Annotated in this window: 11 protein-coding genes and 2 pseudogenes; 4 read left to right on the forward strand and 9 right to left on the reverse strand. The window is 56.5% G+C overall.

The features are described from left to right. Nucleotides 1-39 precede the first annotated feature (39 nt). Nucleotides 40-1,344 carry a site-specific integrase gene (locus tag AAGQ88_RS13485; protein WP_342655686.1) on the reverse strand — a complete coding sequence of 435 codons (1,305 nt, stop codon included), beginning with the start codon at nucleotides 1,342-1,344 and terminating at the stop codon, nucleotides 40-42. 1,308 nt (nucleotides 1,345-2,652) lie between these two features. After that, nucleotides 2,653-3,083, reverse strand: a pseudogene (locus tag AAGQ88_RS13490) (DUF4113 domain-containing protein); the annotation flags it as partial. Between AAGQ88_RS13490 and AAGQ88_RS13495 the strand changes: the two are divergent. Beyond that, nucleotides 3,084-3,580 (forward strand): annotated as a pseudogene (locus AAGQ88_RS13495) (SOS response-associated peptidase family protein); the annotation flags it as partial. A gap of 89 nt (nucleotides 3,581-3,669) precedes the next feature. Here AAGQ88_RS13495 and AAGQ88_RS13500 read toward each other — a convergent pair. After that, nucleotides 3,670-5,298 carry a DUF262 domain-containing HNH endonuclease family protein gene (locus tag AAGQ88_RS13500; RefSeq protein WP_342655687.1) on the reverse strand — a complete coding sequence of 543 codons (1,629 nt, stop codon included), beginning with the start codon at nucleotides 5,296-5,298 and terminating at the stop codon, nucleotides 3,670-3,672. Nucleotides 5,299-5,889: 591 nt separating this feature from the next. Next, on the reverse strand, nucleotides 5,890-12,519 hold the full coding sequence (locus AAGQ88_RS13505; RefSeq protein ID WP_342655688.1) for a DUF3320 domain-containing protein: 6,630 nt from the start codon (nucleotides 12,517-12,519) through the stop codon (nucleotides 5,890-5,892). A 776-nt stretch (nucleotides 12,520-13,295) separates the two neighbouring features. On the opposite strand from AAGQ88_RS13505, the gene AAGQ88_RS13510 reads away from it, so the two are divergent. The 3 genes from AAGQ88_RS13510 to AAGQ88_RS13520 all read left to right on the forward strand — a co-directional run bounded on the left by AAGQ88_RS13510 (nucleotide 13,296) and on the right by AAGQ88_RS13520 (nucleotide 15,626). Beyond that, nucleotides 13,296-13,520 (forward strand): hypothetical protein, encoded by a 225-nt coding sequence (locus AAGQ88_RS13510; RefSeq protein WP_342655689.1) that lies wholly within the window; start codon nucleotides 13,296-13,298, stop codon nucleotides 13,518-13,520. Between the two features lie 193 nt (nucleotides 13,521-13,713). Further along, nucleotides 13,714-13,854: a hypothetical protein gene (locus AAGQ88_RS13515; protein WP_342655690.1), complete on the forward strand. Its 141-nt coding sequence runs from the start codon at nucleotides 13,714-13,716 to the stop codon at nucleotides 13,852-13,854. Between the two features lie 782 nt (nucleotides 13,855-14,636). Next, complete coding sequence (locus AAGQ88_RS13520; protein ID WP_342655691.1) at nucleotides 14,637-15,626, forward strand: hypothetical protein; 990 nt, start codon at nucleotides 14,637-14,639, stop codon at nucleotides 15,624-15,626. A gap of 626 nt (nucleotides 15,627-16,252) precedes the next feature. Here AAGQ88_RS13520 and ggt read toward each other — a convergent pair. The 5 genes from ggt to AAGQ88_RS13545 are packed head-to-tail and all read right to left on the reverse strand — an operon-like array spanning nucleotide 16,253 to nucleotide 21,776. Next, nucleotides 16,253-17,875 carry a gamma-glutamyltransferase gene (ggt, locus tag AAGQ88_RS13525; protein ID WP_342655692.1) on the reverse strand — a complete coding sequence of 541 codons (1,623 nt, stop codon included), beginning with the start codon at nucleotides 17,873-17,875 and terminating at the stop codon, nucleotides 16,253-16,255. Nucleotides 17,876-17,886: 11 nt separating this feature from the next. Next, nucleotides 17,887-18,663, reverse strand: coding sequence for an ABC transporter permease (locus tag AAGQ88_RS13530; protein ID WP_285423751.1), 777 nt, complete (start codon nucleotides 18,661-18,663; stop codon nucleotides 17,887-17,889). After that, on the reverse strand, nucleotides 18,656-19,414 hold the full coding sequence (locus tag AAGQ88_RS13535) for an ABC transporter ATP-binding protein (protein WP_342655693.1): 759 nt from the start codon (nucleotides 19,412-19,414) through the stop codon (nucleotides 18,656-18,658). Before AAGQ88_RS13535 ends, AAGQ88_RS13530 begins: the two co-directional genes overlap by 8 nt. After that, the gene (locus tag AAGQ88_RS13540; protein WP_342655694.1) at nucleotides 19,411-20,718 is read right to left on the reverse strand and encodes an acyl-CoA thioesterase/bile acid-CoA:amino acid N-acyltransferase family protein; all 1,308 of its coding nucleotides are present in this window, start codon (nucleotides 20,716-20,718) and stop codon (nucleotides 19,411-19,413) included. Before AAGQ88_RS13540 ends, AAGQ88_RS13535 begins: the two co-directional genes overlap by 4 nt. Beyond that, on the reverse strand, nucleotides 20,715-21,776 hold the full coding sequence (locus AAGQ88_RS13545) for an ABC transporter substrate-binding protein (RefSeq protein WP_342655695.1): 1,062 nt from the start codon (nucleotides 21,774-21,776) through the stop codon (nucleotides 20,715-20,717). Before AAGQ88_RS13545 ends, AAGQ88_RS13540 begins: the two co-directional genes overlap by 4 nt. Nucleotide 21,777: the final 1 nt, after the last annotated feature.

Genomic DNA, 21,777 nt, shown 5'->3' on the forward strand with positions numbered 1-21,777 from the left:
CAGGACCAGGCCAGTTCGCGCGAACGTGTGATCCGCTGATCAGATGCGTTCTTTCATCGGCAATCGTTTTATTGAATAGGCGCGCTTCTCGTCTTCGGAGTTGTAATAGACGTTCTGTGTCGTGCTGAGACTGTTATGGCGCAGGTCGACCTGCAAGTCCTTCATGTCCCGATGAGGCGCGTCAAACGTTGCGGACGTGTGCCTCAGCCAGTGCAGCGATGCTGCGCGCAAGCGTGCGACGTCTTCGTCCGACCAGCCTTCGGCCTGCATTCGCTGCAGAGCGCGGTCGAAAACCTCTTGGAGCAGCAGCCTGACATGTCGGTCGGACAGCCCGGCGCGGCCTTGCCGGGTCGTGATCAGAGGCGTGGATTCCCCGAAGCCGGGCAGGGGAGACAGCCCCAGGTGCGTGCGCCAGCGCTTGAGGTAGTGTTCGACATAGTCGTCCCGCACGCTGATTTTCCCGGCTTTGTTGCCTTTACCGACCACGTGGTACCACCAGTTTCCGGCGCCATCCTGACGAATATCGCCCATGCTCGGCGTCCAGTTGTCCCGTCCGACCAGGTCTGAAACCCGCAGATACATGGCGAAAATCGTCGCGACGATGAACAGCGTTCGTTCATACCTGGCATCCTGCCCGGCCAGTTGTTCAGCGGTCTCCAGCACAAAATCCCATTGCAGCGAGGTCAGAATGCGGGTGTCCTGATCACCCGTTGTGCGCTGCTTGTACTTGCTCTTCTGCTTGACCGCCCTGAATGGATTGTGCTCACAGAACCCTTCATCGATGGCGTGCTGAAAGAAGCTGCCGCAGACGGCAAAGACCTGCGCGATCGAGCCTTGTGCGGGTTTGTACAGTTCCTGCAGGAGAGGGCGGTTCTCCTCTGCGGCGCGCTTGCGTTCTTCCTTCGACGCCGACTGATTGAATGGCCGCCAGTCGGTGTTGAGCGTGTAAGTGTCCGTGGCCATCTTTTTACGCGCACCCACTCGGATAAAGCGGGATTTGACGACAGGCCCGATCCAGGCAGGATCCGGAGCGAGGCAGAACTCCAGAAAACTCTCGGCATGCGTACGGCGCATCTCAAGCAGGGGAGTCCTGGCTTTGATCAACGTCCACAACAGAAGCCGCTCGACGTGAGTGCGATAGGAATTGAAGGTTGACTCATTGCCGGCGTAGGATTTCAGGAAACTTCTGACGGCTCGATAACTTTCAACGGCCTGAATCTCGGTAGGAAAGGCTGCCAGATAGTCAGTGATGGAAGGCAGCTCCTGTTTCAATGAACTGAAGTTGAGTTCACTGAATCGGGAATAGGTTTCAAATAACGGGTGCGGAAAAGTTGGCGCAGGCATGGGAGTCGTTTGAATGAACAGTGAAGATGATTGATATGATCCGCTGTAAAAGACCCAAATGCAATATCCGGGTCTGATGATTATCGGATATTACACTGATGGACAGTGGCATACTTTTCAGGAACATCGTCATACGCCGAATCAAATATTCAAACGGCAATAATCGATATGGTCGCGCGGCAGGTGGATTGCCGGATGTCTGCGTCTATTGCAGTGTAGCGCTGATTCTCTAGAGGGCTCAACCCCTTTGTTTATGGAGGTTTCGGGCGGTTTGGCGGGAGGTGTTGAGGTGTAATCCTGCGGATTCCAGTCATTATTGCTGGCAAATACGCTGAACGCTTTTTCTAGCGTTGGAGTTTTTGACTCGGCTTTTGCGGCTCGTGATGCATTGGCGGTCGTTTGAACAGTGTGTTGGTTTTGTATTGAAACTGAGGCAACGGATCTGAGATGTGCACAGATATCACTTGGTTGCTTATGCAGAGTTAATGGGTCATGCAGCGATTGCGGATTGAATGAACAGTCTGATTACTTTGAGGTTCGTAACGCGAAGTGTGGGAATGTGGCTGGTGAAGATTGTGTTTATGCAGCGGCCAGTTCGGTTAAGGATCGCTCGCAGTTACAGAGAGCAGCAGGAGAAAGTTGTGATAATCGTGACAGGGTCAAAGGAGTCAGCAGTCGAGGGCCGAGGGTTTGTAGAGACTGGTCATGGTGACAGCCTGGAAGCGACTCGGGACGATGCCAGCTTTTGAAAAGCGCTGCCCGTGTGTCCAGCGCTGTTATGTGCTGTTACGCATAATGTATATTATGTTAAATTGTGTGTCTGGATGGCTGCCGCTCTGGCTGTTACTTGCCCGATCAAGCGGAATTCGATTCGTTAATCGAAGAGCTACAAATCGCATCACCTTCCTTCGTGACCTGGTGGCTCCGGCACAACATCGTCAGTCAAGGCACTGGGCGAAATCTTTTGCTTGACCGGTTCGGTAACCTTCACCCGTTCGAATACTTAATCATGAATGATACAGATGAGCCGGATTTACGCCTTCAGGATCAGCCTGACACTGCTTCCACGTGAACGATCCGCCCTTAGCAACATCGTTCACCATACCTTACAGGCGAATTTCCTCCCTCTGAAACATCGCGATCAATACGGTGCAATGCCTGGGCATCTGAGTCATTCCCAGTCTGGCTCAATCTCTCAGCAATCCGCACGAGCTCCACAGCTGACCACTTCAGTTCAGCCGCAATCCCCTGCAAATCTCTACACAACTTTTGGTTTGTATCACTCAACTTGACTCCCATTTTTCGTCCCTAGATGGCTTTGACAGTCCACAAATGAACTAGCCGCGTCGTGTAGCTCTGGCTCATCAAATCGCGGCGCATCGCCCAACCCGAATCATTGGGAACACTGGCCACCCCAAGCGTCCCACTGCCCCACCTACCGTTAATGTCGTCCACCACACTCATCAATTTATCGAGCATAACCGCTGCGAATGAGCGAAGAGATCATCGGTAAACTCGCCTGGCTGACGCAGATCCATCAGCAGCACTTCAGCTTTGCTGTATTTGAACCCATGTCGAAAGAGACGATTGACCGCTTCGGTAGCAGCCTTCGTCATGAGCCGCACCTCATTGGCGGGATACGGAAGCTCGACCAACGCGCCATTCGCATATTTCGCTTCCTCGGGATTGAACATCCCGGTGCGGATGCTCACGCGGATCTTCTTGCAGAGTGAGTTCTGAAAGGCAAGCGGCCCAATCCCATCAACGCCATGTCGAGACCGTAATGAGCGGGAAGTTTTTCAAACAACTTTGGCCCAATGGCCGAGTCTTGGCCTCCGCCAACGGGTGGTATGAATGGGTCAAGGATCCAGTTGATCCCGAAAAGAAACAGCCCTATTTCATCACCTTGAAGGAACAGATACCCATTTTCTTCGCTGGCTTGGCTAAGGTGCACCAAGCAATTGAGCCGAACGAGCAAGATGGACTTGTGCTCATCGCGGCAGCAAGCGACCAAGGAGTGGTCGATATCCATGATCCCTAACCACTGGTACTGAGTCCTGAGCTGGCCAGAGAGTGGGTTGACAGTGAAACATCACCCGAGCGCGCAAAGGAAATCGCAGTGGAAGGCTGCCGGCCAAGGAGCGATTTTCACTGGTACAAGGTGTGCAAGGACGTGAGGAATGTTCGCAATCAAGGGGCATCACTGATTCTACCACTGCCCTTGATCAAGGATTAAAACTAGGCCGTTTGAACGAGCAGCAAAAAGTCTCCACTCGTCCAGTGATAACAACTCACACGAAGTGCTTAGGCATCTCGACCTTCCCGTCAGGCAATTGACCATGTCGCCTTAGCCAACGTGATGAGCCGGTCCTGCCGTGCTTTCAAGGCTTCTCCAGTCCACTCAGCCAAGCTACAAATTTCTTTAGTCAGGTCGAAAGAGACCTTTTTATCTCTGTCTAGGTAGATCTTCTTTTTTCGATCAAAATCGAAGTACTGAGCTTTGTAGTTTTTGCTACCACTGAGCATGGCTAAGTTGCCTAGGCGATGCAGCCAGATGCCATGATTCTCAGCATTAAATCGTTCCTTCCAGTAAGCGTCTCTCAACGCCTGCGGCATGACATGCTCGATGGTCAGCCGTCCGCTGTATGTCTTAGTGACTGAGTCGTCCTGCGACGCTTCTTCGAGGCGCAATAACACGGCTGAGTCAAACGGTTTACCGTACACCTCACCACCCAAAAGTTCGATGAACTCATCGTTGTTGGCATGTGAGATGAAAACCCCGTTCACCGCATCAGCAGCTTTCCCAGCGCGGATAGCGCTAATCAGCTGGAAGTAAACAGTAAGCCGCGCTGTACGCCCGAGACGACGTACCCAGTTCTGCATCGTAATCCGTTCCAGCAGACTGAGGTACTGCGCCTCAGTCTGCCCCTGCACAGGCTGGTTCAGATAGCTAAGCAGAGGTGGTATCCATTCGTCATAGCTCACACGCCAGAGAGCGTTAAGGGCTCTCACAGACGCAGCATCTTGGAAGTCACATTCCCAGATACGCATAAAATTTTTGGCAGAACGAATGACTTGATCTAGAAATGGGAACGGGCCGTCAGTCAGCTCATCGATTACCGAGCGATATTCCTCATGAAGGGAGCCCCTCGCTTTTGCCGCCATCAACGACGTTCTATGATGGCTGAGGAAACTGTCGAGCAGCTCGATACCCACAATGTCTTCCAGCTCCAGCCACCGATCCTCAAGCTCGTCACTTTGACTCTGCGCAGTACCTAACTTGCTGAAAAGCATGTTCTTGATCAGATCTGCGTTCGACAGCGACATGCCGCGGGCATTGAGCACGTTAAACAAGCGGTAGGCGGACTTAAGAGATTCGGTTTTTACGAAAACTACGTACACCTTCATCAGTAGGAAATTGGCGAAGAGTTTCAGCGTTTGCTGATCTTTATGCCCCAAAAACGAGTCGATGGCCTCAAGGTTTTCTACAATCCGTTTCTGTGGAGCATCAAGCTTGCTGCGCTCCGAGCGCGGCGGAAGAGGTTGAGAGTCGAGAACATGATTACGAAAAAAAGCCCGATCTTTTCGCCGCAGTAGAAGGCGAGGTGTTTCCGTCTCACCGGTCAGCTCGTTGCGAGGCAGCACCCGTTTACCTAACACCGCCTTAGCCCCAGCATCTTCAACATGATCACGCAGTCGAGCCAGGATGAGATTGAGAGTAGTCAGCCGCTGCTGTCCATCGACTACATCAAAGCGTGTGCCTCTCTCAGTTTCGATTGTAATGAGAGAACCAATGAAGTACTCCTCATCAGTATTATCGTAAGCTTCCCAAATATCCTCAAGTAGCTGCTGGACGTTCTCAGCCTTCCATGAGTAGGGCCGCTGGTACGGAGGGATCTCGTAGCAGATTTGATCGGTGAGAATATGCCCAACGGTGCTTTCTTCAGCTTTCATCTGGTTCCATCCAAAAAATTACAATCGGCTCTGCTTTGCATTGGTTTAAGGCACTGGGTCAGCGAATTGGGGTGCCTTATCATTTTAGAGTACACGCGCTTAGGTAGCACATGGACACCACTATAATCCGGAATCGAGTAGAAATGACAGAAGACACGGGATTCCTGATGACAGAAAACCTCCGCGCTCGAATCTCACGCTCGGCGAAGATGAGCGGCAGCGGCTGTTGGATCACCTGATGAATGGCCGGCGGGCTGTGAACGCCGCGAAGGCTTCAGGTGATCCGGCTCAGATGAAGGCTGCCCGCGCGAGTGTCTAGGCTGCGAAGGTGGCGCTCGGGGAGCGTGGGCCGGTGTGATGGACTGATGGAGCGTCAGATCTGAACCAGCACGTGGGTCAGAAATACCATTTATGCAGAGTGGTTCAAACTGATCGACGCTGCCAGCGATCGCCGAAGGAGAAAGGTATTGGTGATGTGCGAGCGACCCATCCCAGCGCACCCAAGTGCGTTTTCCTTGAATGAACCTTAAAGCTTGAATACCCCGCAATCAATGCGTTCACACTGATCACAGGGCGTCGAGGAATTTGCTATCAGTTGGTCATCTGGATCGCTTTGACGATACGAGCCCTAACAGACGCCGTGAGCTTCTGCACTCCAGCCTCCTTCGCAATGCTGTAAATCATTGATTCGTCATCCAATGGCCGTCCAGAAAACTTAGCGGCGATACTGGCAATCTCAGCTAGGCAGATCTCCATCAGACTTCGCAAAGAGTCTTCATCCACAGATCGACGGAACACAACCTCATGATCCTCTTTGAGGCTGGATGGCCAGTAAAAGACGCCTACCTGGCTTTCATCGTGAAAACGAAAACGTTGCTTGGCCAACTGATCCACACGATCTCGAATTTTCGCGCCAGTACGCACCCATCCATGCGCGCGTGCAATACGACGAGCAAGAATTACATCGAGGATTGGGCCCTCAGTTTCAACCACATGGGCAATCATCTTTTCCAGGTTTTCGGTGTAATTAGGTTCAAAGAATCGATCAGGATCGACGGCGTCAACAACACTGCTAGGATCAGCTTCGACATAGATCAATTGCTGAGACGGAGCAACAAAAATCGTGTCGTCCTGGATTGAAACGACCGATGCTGATCTGGCGTACTTAAGCTCTGGCAAGGCCCCTGATGGATCATTTGCTTCGTCGATATCAGCCACAGCGGCAACCACGGCGACTTGCTCCACGACCTCGATAACCTCTGCCATGGCGGCATCGACTTTTAGGCGTTCTGCCTCCTGCGCTGCATCGATAATCGCCTGCTTTGCGCGTGACTCTGCCAAGAGGTCGTTCAGGCGCTGGTGTACCTTCTCTGCCGTACCAAGCGCGTCCACCCACCAATCTGTCGACCAGATCCTTACGATTTCCCAACCCAGACCTCGTAGAACAAATTCACGAAGTTTGTCGCGATCTCGTGCGGTGGCACTGCGATGGTAAGTAGCACCATCACACTCGATGCCAGCAAGGAATCGCCCAGGTGCGTCAGGATGGACGACCCCGAGATCGATCCGGAATGAGGAAACACCTATCTGTGTCTGGATGTGCCAACCCTTCTTGGCTAAGGCCGCGGCAACCGCTTCCTCAAATGGACTGTCGAACCCGCCTACGCTGCCCAAATTAGCCTCAGCCAAAGCTCGTGGCCCGCGCTCTGCAAATTCCAGGAAATGCTTGAGGTCTCGAACACCGACAGCTTGCGTCCGAGCCAGGTCGATCTGCTCCGGTCGCAGCGTGGAGAACAGAACAAGCTCCTGGCGAGCGCGGGTAATTGCGACGTTGAGGCGACGCTCGCCTCCGGGGCGGTTCATCGGCCCAAAATTCATCGACAGTACGCCGGCGGCGTCCTTACCGTAGGTCGTGGAGAAGTAGATGATGTCGCGTTCATCACCCTGAACGCTCTCCAGGTTCTTCACGAACACCGGCTCCAGTTCGGACTCTGCGAAGTACGGTTCCAACGACGGATCTTTCCTGCATGCTTCATCGAGCATGTCCATGATGAGTTTCTGCTGCTCACCATTGAACGTTACAACCCCGACTGTTCTTCTGCTTTCCCGGAATGCTGGAGACTGAAGACGGGTAACGAGATCTGCCACCAAGGCCCTCGCTTCAATCAGGTTCGTGCGTGAGCCACCCTTGTCGTAGATACCTGCGACAGGGCACAACCTTACGGCCTTGTCTGCGGTGAATGGCGATGGGAAAGTCACCAGCTTCGACTGGTAGTAGCGCTGGTTCGAGAACGCGATCAAGCTTTCATGACGGCTGCGGTAGTGCCAGTTGAGGTTACGCATCGGCAGGTTGGCGCTGATGCACTCGTCCAGGATGCTTTCAAGATCGGCTTCGACATCCTCATCGTCAGCAGTCGACTCGGCTCGATCAAAAAAGGACGTGGGCGGGAGCTGTTTAGGGTCACCTACCATCACGACTTGTTTGCCTCGAGCCATGGCACCGATGGCATCCCAGACAGGTATCTGAGACGCTTCGTCGAAGATGACCAGGTCGAATGGCGTCGATGCCGGCGGCAGATATTGCGCGATGGAAAGCGGGCTCATCAGCAAGCAAGGAGTCAACTTGGTCAACGCATCAGGTGCACGAGTCATTAGCTCACGCAACGGAATGTGTTTGGTCTTCTTGCCCATCTCATGGCGCAGCAAGCCCCAATCCGAGGAACGACTGACACTGTCCTGACTCGGCAGATCTGCACACAGCCTCGCACGAAGCCAGTCCTTGGTCAGCGCCGTAAACTTGTCGTCGAGCGCACGGAAATCCCGAATACGCTGTTCGTGCTCGACGCTAACGAACGTCCGAATAACCTCTTCGTTGTCCACCGTAGTGTTCAGCCACCAGCGAGCATAGTTCACTTCCAGCACTCGACGGACTTTTCCGGACGTGATCGCGCCTATCTCCATCGCGTTGACTATAGGGGCCAGTCCCACCGCAAAGGCTTCATCCCGCACCTTGCGCCATGAGCACCATGCCTTCAAACGCGGTTCAGAGGAGACAACCGTTTCACAGTTTTTCTTGAGATCGCTTAATGCCAAGTGAGCAGTTTCATCGATACCCGAATCGGTGAAGTGACCAACCGCTGTCAGATGCGAAGTACGCTCTTGGAGCAGGCCAAGCTTCTCGCGCAAAGCGACGCCTGCCAGAGGGATTGCACCCTCTGGCTCCAACAATGCGTTGCCATCGCCAAGCAACATCTGGAGCGGTGCCTTGTAAGCACCAATCTGCTCTGGGTTACGTGCCAGCTTGGCAATCGCGGTCGTTAGCTCCCCTTGGAACACCACTGCATTGCGAACCACATCAAGCTTTGTCTTCAGGTCATTCCAGGCAGGCACCGTTTCGCGCAGATCGGATAGATCAGCCAGTTCTCGCTCAACAGCGGCCCTGCGCTTGAGCAACTCAAGATCATCTTTCAGTGGATCGCCACAACGCCCCTCTTCTACAAGCGGATGATCGTCGACAAGCCGTCCCCGCTCCTCGATATCACGCCGCTCAACCTGAAACCGAATCGCAGCAGTGAGCCCATCAACGTCTGTAGCCAGCCCTTCCCACAAGGAATGGGTTCCTGCGCCGAGATCGGCCAGTTGATCCATCTCGGCATCAAGGCGAACCACAGTGCGCAGTCGATGAAGTTCGTCTTTTAGCTCATCACCCAAATGGCCTTGTTCTACCAACAACAGCCCATCGTCATCCCAGGACGAATTCTCCTTCTGGAGTCGCAGTGCCGCCTGAAGCTTGATGGCTGCAACGATCCAAGTGGCATCGGACATGGCTCCCTGCCACACGGCGCCACATTCTTGCCCAGGTGAGAGGTCATCAATGGCACGACGCACAGTTCGAATCTCGACCCAAGTTGCCAGCTCTTTTGCGTTGTCGATCTCGCCTTCGAACGTCTGCACTGGAGCCAATAGCCCTGTAATTCGACGCTTGCCGAACCAGGATTTAGGCCAGAAAGCTTCCTCGGCTTCAGTCCACTCACGATGCAGGAGTTCGACATCAATCGTCTCGATCGCATCACTGTAAGTCGCTTGCAGTTGTGCTTGGAGGTCTTCCACTTGGCCAAACAACACGACCGCTTGCTCCAGTACATCAGTGACGCTTGGTGGCCAGGCAGGGCCGAGACCGGTAAAAGTCGCGCGGCGTTGCTGCAACAGATCGATGCCTTGTTTAGCATCTGCAATGACACGAGGCGACCATGGCGTCGAAAGCTTCGAATTGATTTCGCGGTGCTTTTCAACCCAGCTGCAGCCATCGCTCAGACGTTGAGAGATGGTGCGGGCATCTGGCTTCAGAGCAAAGCGCCAATCGTGCCCCGCGGCCTGCGGTAGTACTCGTGAAAGAATCGATAGACCGTCCAGCGTTGTGGGTGTGTACTGAGTGGCAGGAAGCCCCGTCAACTCAATGAAGCGATCTGCAGCCCTTTGCACCTCTAGTACAGAAGGCAAAACATCCCTCGCCGCCTGCACAAATTGCTGCTGCCAGCGAGGCGACCACTCGGCTTGGCCAACTGGAGACAGAGCGTTGCTAGCGAGCTGATCAAAACCTACAGCCTGTGCGTTAACTTCAAGCCGGTCGCCCAGCTCACGCAGCTCAAGCATCGCCTTCTGATCATGAACATCAGGGGACGCCCAACAAATCGATGCTACGGCCTCATCGGCGCCAGACGTGACCGTACCAATGGCGTCATAGATCGAATAGCCATTGCGATGACGGCGATGAAGTCGCTCAACGTAAATGTTAAGGCTGTCCCGCAACGTTGCCAGTCGCTGTGCCTCAACTTCCCACGCCGCTGAGTCAACCTGTCCTTTCGCCTCCCAAGCAGATTGCAGTTGCGCGAGCACGTCCGTTTTTCGAGCTTTGCTTGAGTGAAGCTCAAGGCAAAACTCACCTAGACCGATTTCACGAAGACGTCGATATACGACATCCAACGCAGCGATCTTCTCAGAGACAAACAGCACTCGACGACCCTGGGCGATCGACTGCGCAATCATGTTGGAGATAGTCTGGCTCTTGCCCGTACCAGGCGGGCCAATCAGAACGAAGTCCTTACCTTTCGCAGCAGCCATGACCGCAGCGAGCTGAGATGAGTCGGATGGCAGCGGGCAGAAGACATCCGTCGGGCCATAGTCACGATCCAGCGACTCCGCTTCGGGGAATGGCGTATTTGAGACAAACGAGTCCCTAGGCGTGTCGAGCAGGTGCTGGACTACAGGGCTCTGCCGCAAGTGCTCGGCGTTTTCAACCAAATCCTTCCACATGAGGTATTTGGCGAATGAGAACATGGAGAGCACTACGTCTTCGTTGAGCTCCCAGCCAGGAATGTCCTTGATGGCATGACCGACTTTCTTCCATATGCCTGCGATATCGAGACCCGAGTCATCACGAGGCAGCTCATTTTCCAGTGAACCTAATCCCAGCTCAAAATCCTGGCGGAGCATCTCGATCAGCGTGGGGTTGAAGCGCGGTTCATCATCATGCAGCACCATGGTAAACCCTGAGCGTGCACTCTTACGCTCCAGCGTCACCGGGATCAATACAAGCGGTGCTTTGTACTTCTGCCCTGCCCTGTCTTCACGCGTCCAACTCAGAAAGCCAATCGCCAGAAACAATGTGTTGGAACCGCCTTCTTGCAGCGCAGTACGTGCACCTCGATACAGCTCGGTGAGTCGGACATCCATCTCATTAGAGGTCAGTGCAACAAACACCTCTCTGCGCTTCAGCGCATCCTCGGCATGTCGACGACGCACGTCCTCACGTTCACGTTGTTCATAAAGCGCTCGTTCCCGCGGATCAGCGCCATCCATCAGATCTGGCCGAGTGAGCAACTTAAGCGACTGACCACTCGCCAAGATATCCTCAAGCGCCCCCGGGTCTGGAGACTCAAGCTTCAGCGACCGCTTGCCCGTCTTGAAATTGAGCAAGTTGTTTCGAAGAGACAAGTCCAGCAGCTTGCGCTGCCAACGACCTAAACGGTCAGAAGGATTTAATTTGGACAGATCCTCGACCTGAACCTCAACAACATCCTCCGCGAGACCAAGCCCATCCTCCACCAGCAACGGAGGTGGAGCGTCTGACGATTCTTCAGTGGCTACGCGCGCGATTTGGGACTCGGCGCTCGCAAGCGGCTTGATTCGCTGCAGGCGCGCCCGGCGGATGTCCAGAAGCATTTCAAAACAGCTTTCTGCATCCTCCTCAACCTGCTTGGCTCCTCGTTCAACTGCATAGGAAAAAGCCGGAACTGGGTTCTGAGTGACGAGCGTCGTTTCAAAGAGCACAAGCTCCTGAAGCTTGACTCGCTTACGCACCGCAGTGACATCGTCGACCAGCGCAGTGGTGAACTCTTCCGGCTTTAGCCACAGCCCAGCGAATGCATGCCCATGGGTAAACACGATCACGGGATTGAGCCCCGCTTGCTCAAGCGCAGCACAGAAAAGCAGCGTCAGATCGAAACAAGTTGCCAGACCGGTATCAGTGATCTGACTTGGGCTGCGCACCTTCTGGCCCGACTGTTCAAAACTCGCCGGAGGCAATGCGTAGTCGAGCTTCATCCGGGCGACAGCGCTCCATATGGCAGAGGCCAACTGCCAGGCTCGCTTGGAGCCACCCTCATACCCATCAAGCGCTGACGAAAGCTCGCTGAGACGAAGAAGCTCAGCGGCCTGCTTGAGCAACCGCTCAACCGCAGGATCATTGGGTTGGACGAATGCTGCTGTCATATCAGGGATATGTCGCAGTCCGCCCCATTGGTTGCGTGGGAGAAGGTCTACGACCTGCTCCAGCCGAGCTATCTTTTTTCGACCGCCCTCCTCTGCCTTGTCATCAGCCTCAAGGACAAAGGTAAAGGTTGACATTTCTGACTCTGTCAGTCGGCTCAGCAACGGCCCATCTAGTACGAGATCCAGGCCCGGGATGATACGAAAACTGTCCGCAGCGATTTCGTCGATTCGCCAGGTCTTGGCCCTAAGCACCTCGGGAGCAGACGTGAGGGTCAAAGTCGCGTTGACGAACCTGTCAGTGGTCTCGTTAGAAATTCGAAGTTCCCGGATAACGGGAATGGCGTTTTGGAAGTCAGCCAAATTAAGCTTCGCTACCAGGGTCGCGAGGATTTTAACTTCTTTCGGAGGGACTATTTCTTCGGGCTTGAGGGGCTGAACTACGTCGTCCATGCGCAAACATCCTTGTCGAGGTACCCAAGGGAGTGCCGGAGTTGACCGGCCAAAAGGCCCCGCTTGAGCTAATGGCGCGATGATAGCGTTTCTTGGAGCAGCCGTGATGCGCCATTAGTCGTCAGGTGATCACTTTTCTCATGCCTCATCCGAGCGGCCCCTCAGCCTTTGAAACTCTGGCTCTGAATGCGCACAGAAGGCGCCGGGCGAAATAGTAGAATCACAAGATATTGCGGCGCGGCTAAAAAATCATTATGTTGTGCCAAATCGCCACAGGAAACACTACATAATGTGTTTCCGTTGCGGTTATCGTTTGCGATTATCTTATTACCCTTTGTATGCACTATGGGGGATTTCGTATGACAGACCGCCGTCCGATCAACAAAGATGTGAACGTTCCTAAACCAGAAGGTGGCGAACAGCCTCGCTCCCGGAATAAAGATGGCCAGATTCGGGACAAACGAAGCGACGCTGGCAAAACTCGTAAGTAACACCGAGTAGGTCAGCGGGATCCACGCAATATCGCCCACTGACCTACTCTCATGTCTCCCGAGCAAGCGGAGCACCCAAGCCCGCAGGGCTGGAGGCGTGAGGATGGTACTCGCCACAGGGCCGAGATCCTCGGGCTCGGTTCACCACAGCTGTCGGCCTCGGCACGCTATAACGGGCCTTAACCCCGTTCTCGATCCGCCTGTCTTTGGAAAGAAAGCACTGTTGATTCATCCAGTGCAGGGAGTTACCCTTAGGAGAACATTTGTACTCCAGGCGACACCCCCATGTCTAACCTCCTTTCCCCAACAGAAGACGCACCCTTTGACCTTGGCATCCCCACCGAGCTGGAGAGCTATCAGCACCAATGCCTGGTGCTCTTGGATGAATTGCATGAAGCGTGGGCCGACATCAGAAGGCTGAAAGGTGACACGCGCACGCTAGTGGCGATGAACGATGCGCTTATGGCTGAGGTGAAAGCACTAAAAGCGAGCAGTCATTTAGCTGGTTGAATATGGGCTGAGCATGCCGTGAGGCGGATGGTCTGAACCTATACCAGACCAAAAGCAGTCAGGAATTCAGCTATCCAGCCATTGCTGAGGCTCGCCATGTATAGCTACACCATCGAATACCGATTCAAAGACACCCCCGCGTCAGCATCAGCTCGAAATCGAGAAGCAAACACTCGAGGCTCATGAAGCTGCAATGCACCTGCTGGAGCTTCACTTTGGGGATGGGAAAAACAGCCTGATGATGCCGAACGCGGACGCGACACCCGAAGAAATACTTGCTCAAGCCGCGGTTGTGGGATTGATCGATATCCGTATTCATCCTGGAAAAAGCTGATCCCGACCGCCGCCAGATGCTGATACCGAAAAACTAAAAAACCCGCCGAAGCGGGTTCTTTTCTATCAGCACCATTCCAATGTCCTTGCCGGCAGCATTCCAGGCAATGGCTGATCATCCATGACCTCTGGAGGGCTTCCTGCTCTCCAGCTGATGGATCCAATTTATGCCCTCGTCGCGAGACTGTAAACGGTCGTTTTGCTGAAGCGCTTGTAAGCCTTTCGCCATTACCTGAGAGCACCTTGAGGTGCTTGGGTAGTTGCCCCGAACCTTCAACTCTGTTCTCGCCGATCACCAAATGAGCAAAGTCCACGAGATTGTTGATCCGGCCATGCTTCGACCGTTGGAGATGAATGCCCGTCATTCCCACGCTCCGCGGGCCGTGATAATCACAGGTTAAAGAATCGCCAATCATCACGACACGTTGTGTATCAGCCTCGTGAGCGAGGTCAACCCGAGAGAGCTACAAGCGGTACGGTAGATTTGCGGATCCACTCTAATGACTAACAACCCTTAAGGTTTAGCAGCATTTAAGGTGGTCGACACTGGAAATTTCGTAGGTTTATAGGCTATTGTTTTTATTACGATTCTTAGTCTTGATATTTCACAAATCTGCGAAATTTTGGTTTTGAAATATCGGTTGTTTGTGAAATTTGTAGTAGGGGTGATGGGAAATGACAAGGGATTTAAGCGGTCTGACTCATGTTTGAAACAGTGGGTGAACGGTGCGCAAATCAAGTGGCATCGTGAGCGTCCCTCGAATCTCAACCATTGGAGTCACCATGAGCCTAGCTAAACCTGCAGCGACTGATACCAATACGCTTTCTGTAGTCGGGACTGACGGTCCAGATGTACTCGATGGCACTGCCATTGGCGAGACCATTCATGGCGCAGGCGGCGGCGATCGCCTCAACGGCGGCGGCGGCAGTGACCACCTGTACGGTGACGATGGCGATGATGTCATCTCAGGTGGCCTGGGCCGCGACACGCTTTCTGGAGGGGCTGGAGCCGACACCTTCGTTTTTTCCAATATCAGCGAGAGTCATGAAGGCGGCGGTACGAGCTTTTCCGACCTGATCCTGGACTTCTCAAGCGATGACCGCATCGATGTGTCCGCGTTGGGATTCACCGGATTAGGCAATGGCCATGATCATACGCTGAGAGTTGAAGTCAACGACGCCGGCACCCGCACCTACCTCAAGTCCTACGCATACGACGAAGGCGGTGACCGCTTTCAGCTGGCTTTTGAAGGGGATGTCAGCCAGTACCTCACTCAAGATCACATCATCGGTAACGGCACGGACGACGTGATCAGCAGCGGCCCAGGCGCCAATACCCTCACGGGTGGCGCGGGTGCTGACACTTTTGTTTACGACCACCTTAATGACAGCTATCAACGGGACGGCCTTAGCCAGTCCGACTTGATCCTTGATTTTACAGCCGAGGACCGCATCGATTTGTCTGCCTTGGAATTTACGGGGTTAGGCAACGGCCATGACCATACGCTGAGGGTCGAGGTTGATGCTGCCGGCGCCCGTACCTACCTGAAGTCTTATGACGCTGACGAAAGCGGCAGCCGCTTTCAAGTGTCATTCGAGGGCGATGTCAGCCAATACCTTAAGAGCGACGGCATCGTTTTTGCCCCCAATGCATCCACTGCCGCGACAGCGCCAAGCGACCAGACAACACTGCCAGCCCCTGACCTGGCGAACGATGCGGCAACCTTCCAGTTACTTGGCATGGCAGAGCAAACTCATTCCGGCATAGGCTGATCTGCGCGCGTCTTGTCACGCGGCGTAGTCAAGCGAGGGCTGCCCTGATAGCGCGGTGGCCTTCTGCTGACAGCACTTGCATCCATGGGCCACGCGACTTGAGTAGCAGGTACCGGCCGACTTTATGGCAAGTCGCCGCAAATTCTGGACCGCTGCCGCAAGGGCAAATTTACAGTTGCCCCATTCAGGCCACAGAGTACTCAGCCATCCAGTGTCAGCATGCTCTCGAATTAGGCAAACCTGTTTCGCGGCGAATCGAGGTGCTGCATGAGAAGCGGCTGCTGACTGCAGCAGTGATCCGGCTTTCGGCTCCCAAACGCACAAGCGTTCAACTCTGACTTTCCAAAGAGCAAGCTGGCTCAGCGAATGGGCGTAGCGGCTGACGTACAGGCGTTCGGGCTTGAGGGTGTCCTCTACCAGGCGCTGGGCCCGGGCCAGCAGCTCGGCGAATTCGCGCAGGGCCTTAGGCCACAAGTCGGCCAACGACTCGCCGCGCAAAGCTAAACGGGGCTAAAGGCTCAATCATTGACGCATGGAGCCTTTGAACTCTCGGCTATAAGCCAGAAGCGGAACACTCCCAAGATCACCGGCATGTTTTCCCGGAGATCTGGGAATTTCTCCAGACGCTAGAAGCCTGCCGCATGGCCATCTCGGCGACTATCACTGGCAGCGACGTAACCGTGGTCGGCATCCTCTGACAAACGCCAGATGAACTGCCCCGAGCCAAAGTCCATGTAGGGGTCTTCGACGGATTTGAGTCGATGTCCCCGGCTCGCCAACCCTTCGACGGCCTGAACGTTCATGGTCGCTTCCAGGTCCACGGAGTAGTCCTGGTTTACCTTCCAGCGTGGCGCATCGCAGGCGGCCTGAGGCTGCTGCTGGTAGTCGAGCATGCGCACCAGCGTCTGCACGTGGCCCTGAGGCTGCATGTCGCCGCCCATCACCCCGAAACTCATCTGCGGCACGCCGTTTTTGGTCAGAAACGCGGGGATAATCGTGTGGAACGGTTTTTTGCCGGGGGCCACGACGTTGGCCGATGCCGGATCGCTGGAGAAACCTGCCCCGCGATTCTGCAGGCTGATGCCGTAGCCGGGTACCACGATGCCGGAGCCGAAGCCCATGTAGTTGGACTGGATGAACGACACCATCATGCCGTTTTCATCGGCGGCCGACAGGTAAACCGTCCCCCCGGACCTGGGCATCCCGTGTTCTGGGTGCGTGGATTTTGCCCGGTCGATCAGACGCGCCCTGCTCGCCAGATACGCAGGGTCGAGCATCTGCTCAGGCGTGACCTCCATGCTGCTCGGGTCCGCGACATAGCGATAGACATCGGCGAACGCCAGCTTCATGGCCTCGATCTGCAGATGCTGGGACTGAGCCGAATCCACTGGCAGCGACGCCAGGTCGAAATGCTCCAGAATACCGAGCGCGATCAAGGCAGCGATGCCCTGGCCGTTCGGTGGAATCTCATGCACCTCATGGCCACGGTAGCGTTGTGAGATCGGCTTGACCCACTCAGGCTGATAGCCGCGCAAATCCTCCAGCGTCAACGACCCGCCGGTTTGTCTTGCGTAGTCCACGATCGCTTCGGCGATCTCGCCCTCGTAAAAGGCACGGCCGCCTTGGCGACCCAGAATGCGCAACGTCCGTGCGGCATCCTTGAAGACGAATTTCTCACCGGTTTTCGGCGCGCGTCCACCAGGCATGAAGGTGTCGGCAAAGCCAGGTTGGTCGTGCAGCGCCGGGATGGCGGCGGCCCATTTGTGCGCCACGATGGGCGCCAGGGTGATGCCACGCTCGGCGATCTCGGCGGCAGGCTCAAGCACGTCGGCAAATGGCAGCTTGCCAAAGCGCTCGTGCAGCGCGGCCCAGCCGGCCACTGCACCGGGAATGGTCACCGCATCCCAGCCCCGCACCGGGCGCTTGGCGTGGCCCTGCCCGTCTTCACCGTAGCGTTTGCGAAAGTGATTCAGGTCCCACGCCGTGGGCGCATGACCCGAAGCATTGAGGCCATGCAGTTGCTGGCCGTCCCAGACCAGGGCGAAGGCGTCGCTGCCCAACCCGCATGAAACCGGTTCGACCACCGTCAGCGCCGCAGCGGCGGCAATCGCGGCATCCACAGCGTTGCCCCCGGCCAACAGAATGCGCACGCCCGCCTGGGCGGCAATGGGATGAGATGTGGATACCACGTTGCGTGCGAACAACGGAATGCGGGTAGTGGGATACGGATTCTGCCAATTGAAAGTCATGAAGTTCTCCATTAACGCTTGGTGTGTCGAGCCGCACCGGGCTCCCAGAAAATGACTCGCCGTTGCAGCCAGCGCATCGTTTGCGCCCCACACAGCCCGATCAACGCCAGCAGCACCACGCCGGCAAACATGGTTGACAGGCTCATGCTGACTGAGCTTGAGGCGATCATGTAACCGAGCCCCCGCTGGGCTGAAAGGAACTCGCCCACCACCGCGCCGATGAGCGCCAGCGAGACGCCAATCTGCAAACCGGCAAAGATTTCACCCGCCGCCGAGGGCAGTTTCACGTGGATCAGCAGGTACAGGCGTGAGGCCGAAAACGAGCGGCAAGCGTCCAGCAGTTCGGCATCGGTACGGCGAATGCCGTTGACCGTATTGACAAACAAAGGAAAGAAGCAGACCAACGCCACCAGCACGATTTTCGAGGCCATGCCAAAGCCGAACCACACCAGGATGATGGGCCCCAGGGCGACCTTGGGTGTGGCCTGCAAGCCGATGAGCAGCGGATAAACGAAGCGCTCGAAGGTTTGCGACTCGGCCAGCAGCGCACCCAGTGCCACAGCCAGCAGGCAGCCGATCAGGTAACCGCTGAGCATTTCGCCCAAGGTGGCGCCGATGTGGGGCCACAGACTGCCGCTGGCAAAACCGCTGGCCAGCGCATCGAATACGGCCGAGGGCGGAGGCAGCACGTAATCGGGGATGGCGAGCACGCTGACCGCCACGCCCCAGACCAGAACCAGCAGCGTCAGGCTGATGAGTGGGTACAGCACCGAAAGCACTTTATTCATGGCTGAAATGCCTGCGCAGGTGTTGGCACAGCGCCGTGAAGTCGGGTTGCGCCAGGGTGTCCAGGGTCCGCGGACGGGCCAGGGGGATGAGCAGTTCGTCGATGATTCGCCCAGGACGTGCCGACATCACCAGCACCCGATCGGCGAGGAACACAGCCTCCTGAATGCTGTGGGTGATGAACAGCACCGACTTGCGCTGTTGGCTCCAGATACGTTGCAACTCCAGCGTCAGCGACTCCCGGGACAACGCATCCAGCGCGGCAAAAGGCTCATCCATCAGCAGCAGATCAGGATCGTGCAGGAGCATTCGGGCGATGCCGACGCGCTGCTGCATGCCGCCGGACAATTCGAAGGGGTAGTCATCGGCGAACGCGGCAAGGCCCACCAGTTCGAGCAACTGCCTGGCGCGCTCGACACTGGGCTGGCTTGGCAGACCCAATGTGCGCGCTGGCAGCAGTACGTTGTCCAGCACGGTTTTCCACGGCAGCAGATTGGGTTTCTGAAACACCACGCCGGTGTGCTGACTTGGCCCATTGACGGCGCCGCCCGCCAACTCGATGTGACCGCTGGACACAGCCAGGAGCCCTGCCGCCAGCTTGAGAACCGTCGACTTGCCGCATCCGGATGGCCCCAGCAAGGCCACGAATTCGCCGGGCCGGATGGTCAGTTCCACGGCTGCCAGTGCCTGGATTTCGCCCCGGCGCGTGGCATAGGTCAGGCCGACATCATGTAACGCCAAGGCAGCACTCATGACTCACGTCCTTTGGCGGCGACCGCAGCCTCAAGAAACCCCAACACCCTGCTCCAGCTCAGTCGATTGGCGCGGGCGTTGTCCTGCGCGCTCCCCCCGCCGCTGATGATCACGCCCGCCACCGGATGCAGCCGGGCGATGACCGTGGTCGGGACACAGGGGAAACCGATCGCGTGCCCCGCGCCTGCGTTGCGCACATGCTCCACCGGCCATGGATGGTTGGCCGCCTTCAGGTCAGCGACGATGCGTGCGCTGTACGCAGTCGACGGCCAGAACCCGTCATCGGTGCCGGAAATCAGCAGAACGGGACCGGCGATGTGCTCCACCGCAATCCTGGCCGCCACGACGAACTCGGCACTGCGCTCCACGGCACTGAACGCCGGTGCCTGACGAATCGCCGCGCCTGGCGCAGGCGGGGTGTCGAATGCGGTCCAGTCCGCGCTCGGGTTGTCGCGCCAGACATTGCGAAGGGGTTTGCCCTGCCACGTCCAGGCATCGGCATCACGAGGCTGATCAGGCCGCCCGGCACGCAGAGTGCCGTGGACCACCGCGCTGGGCACATAGCCGATGACCGCCGACACCCGCTTGGGAAAATAGGCGCCCAGCAGCAATGCCAGCTCGCCTCCGCGCGACAAGCCTGCCACGGCGATAAAGCCATGTTTGGGGTTAAGCGTCTGCGCCACCCACTCAAGGGCCGTCTGGAAATACTCAAGTGGTGTATCGGAAATATGCTCAGGCCGCCCCGGGGCCTTGAAATACCCCAGCGCCAGCCCCTGATAACCGTGAGCGGCGTACAGTGCGGCGCGCTGCTCCGGGGTGCCGCCGCCTGAGCCATTGAGCACAATCACCACCGGATGCGGGCCGTCTGCGACAGGGGTGAACAGCGTGCCCGAAAGGTTCTGCTCACGGATTTCCCGACGCCTCACGCCTTCTGCCATAAAACGCTGCACGAAAACTGTCGATGCCTGGCTGCCGGACGCGTCCTCCAGTTCCAAAGTGATCGGCAATGGCACGACGCCGTCGGTGTGTGACGCAATGACGGGCTCGCTCAGCGGCCTGAGCGCCCACACGCAGCCCATGCCGTCGGCGATGCTCCAGTCCCCTGCTACTGGCGCCTGCTGCTCAAGATCGAGCAAGCCGTCGCCCGCTATCCGAAACTCGGCGCGACTGCGCCAGACACTGCCGTCCGGATGCGCCAGCGTCGTGGTCAGCGTCGCAATGCCCGGCGTCAGGCCTGATGCGCGGATGCGCCTTGGCTGGTCGATCAGGCCGTCGACGATATCGATGTCCAGACGCAGGCTCATTGGGCGGCCTCCGCCTTCTGACGCAGGGCTGCCTTGTCAAAATCATTGAACGCGGCGACGAATTCATTCGAGAAAATCCGCTCCACCGGCACGTCCGCAGTGGGGAACTCACCGGTCCTGGCCATGGCCGCGATGGCCTGGCGAATCACCTGCAGATCATATTGGCCAGGCGTGCGCGGGCTACCATCGGCGTGGTACAAGGTGCGTTGCAGGCGACGACTCAGCAGGGTCTTGGCATCTTCCAGGCCCTTGCCCTGCGCGTCGGCAGGCTTGCTCTCGGGGTGCTGCCGCCAGAACGCCTGAACGCAGAAACCCGGATTGACCTCGCAGACGAATTGCGCCTCGGTGTACGCACGACCAAAGCGGCGGATCAGGTCGGGGTCGTCCTTGAACGTGTCTTCATGGGCAATGAACCCGTTGCCTGGGTTTTCCTGAAACACGGAGGGGTAAGGGATGCGCCGAATCGCCGTGCCTGACAGCTCAAGCATGTCGTCCCAGCTGTTGTTGAAATTCAGCGCGTCGACCTGCTTGCTGCGCAGCGCCTGAAACCCTGCACCCAACGCACCCACCGCAACGAACTCGACGTTCTGACCCGGCGAGAGCCCAGCGACTTTCAGCGCAGCGCGACTGTTGGGCAAGGTGCCCCAGGTGAGCGCACCGACGCCGATCTTCTTGTCTTTCAAATCGGCCAGGGTCTTGATCGGCGAGTCGGCCAGCACGGCGTATTCCAGGGTCTGGCTGGGCACACCATTGTAGAAATAGCGCACCGGCAGCGGGTTCTTGCCGTTGAAATAGCTGGAGATCACCGGCTCCGCCACGGGGAAACCAAAGGTCACGCGCTTGCTGGCCACCTGGGGCAACAAAGCACCAGCCCCTTGAAAGACCACGACGTTGACCGCCAGGCCTTGCGCCTTGAACAGCCCCAGTTCCTCGGCCGCCGCAAAGGGCGCGCCATCATGAACGGCGGGCGGAATGGCCAACGCGACGGTCACGTCGTCGAGTGCGTGGGCCGAGGTGGCGCACGCCAGTGCAAGTGGCAGCAGATATAAATGACGCATG

This window comes from Pseudomonas sp. F3-2 (assembly GCF_038804275.1).
GTDB lineage: Bacteria > Pseudomonadota > Gammaproteobacteria > Pseudomonadales > Pseudomonadaceae > Aquipseudomonas.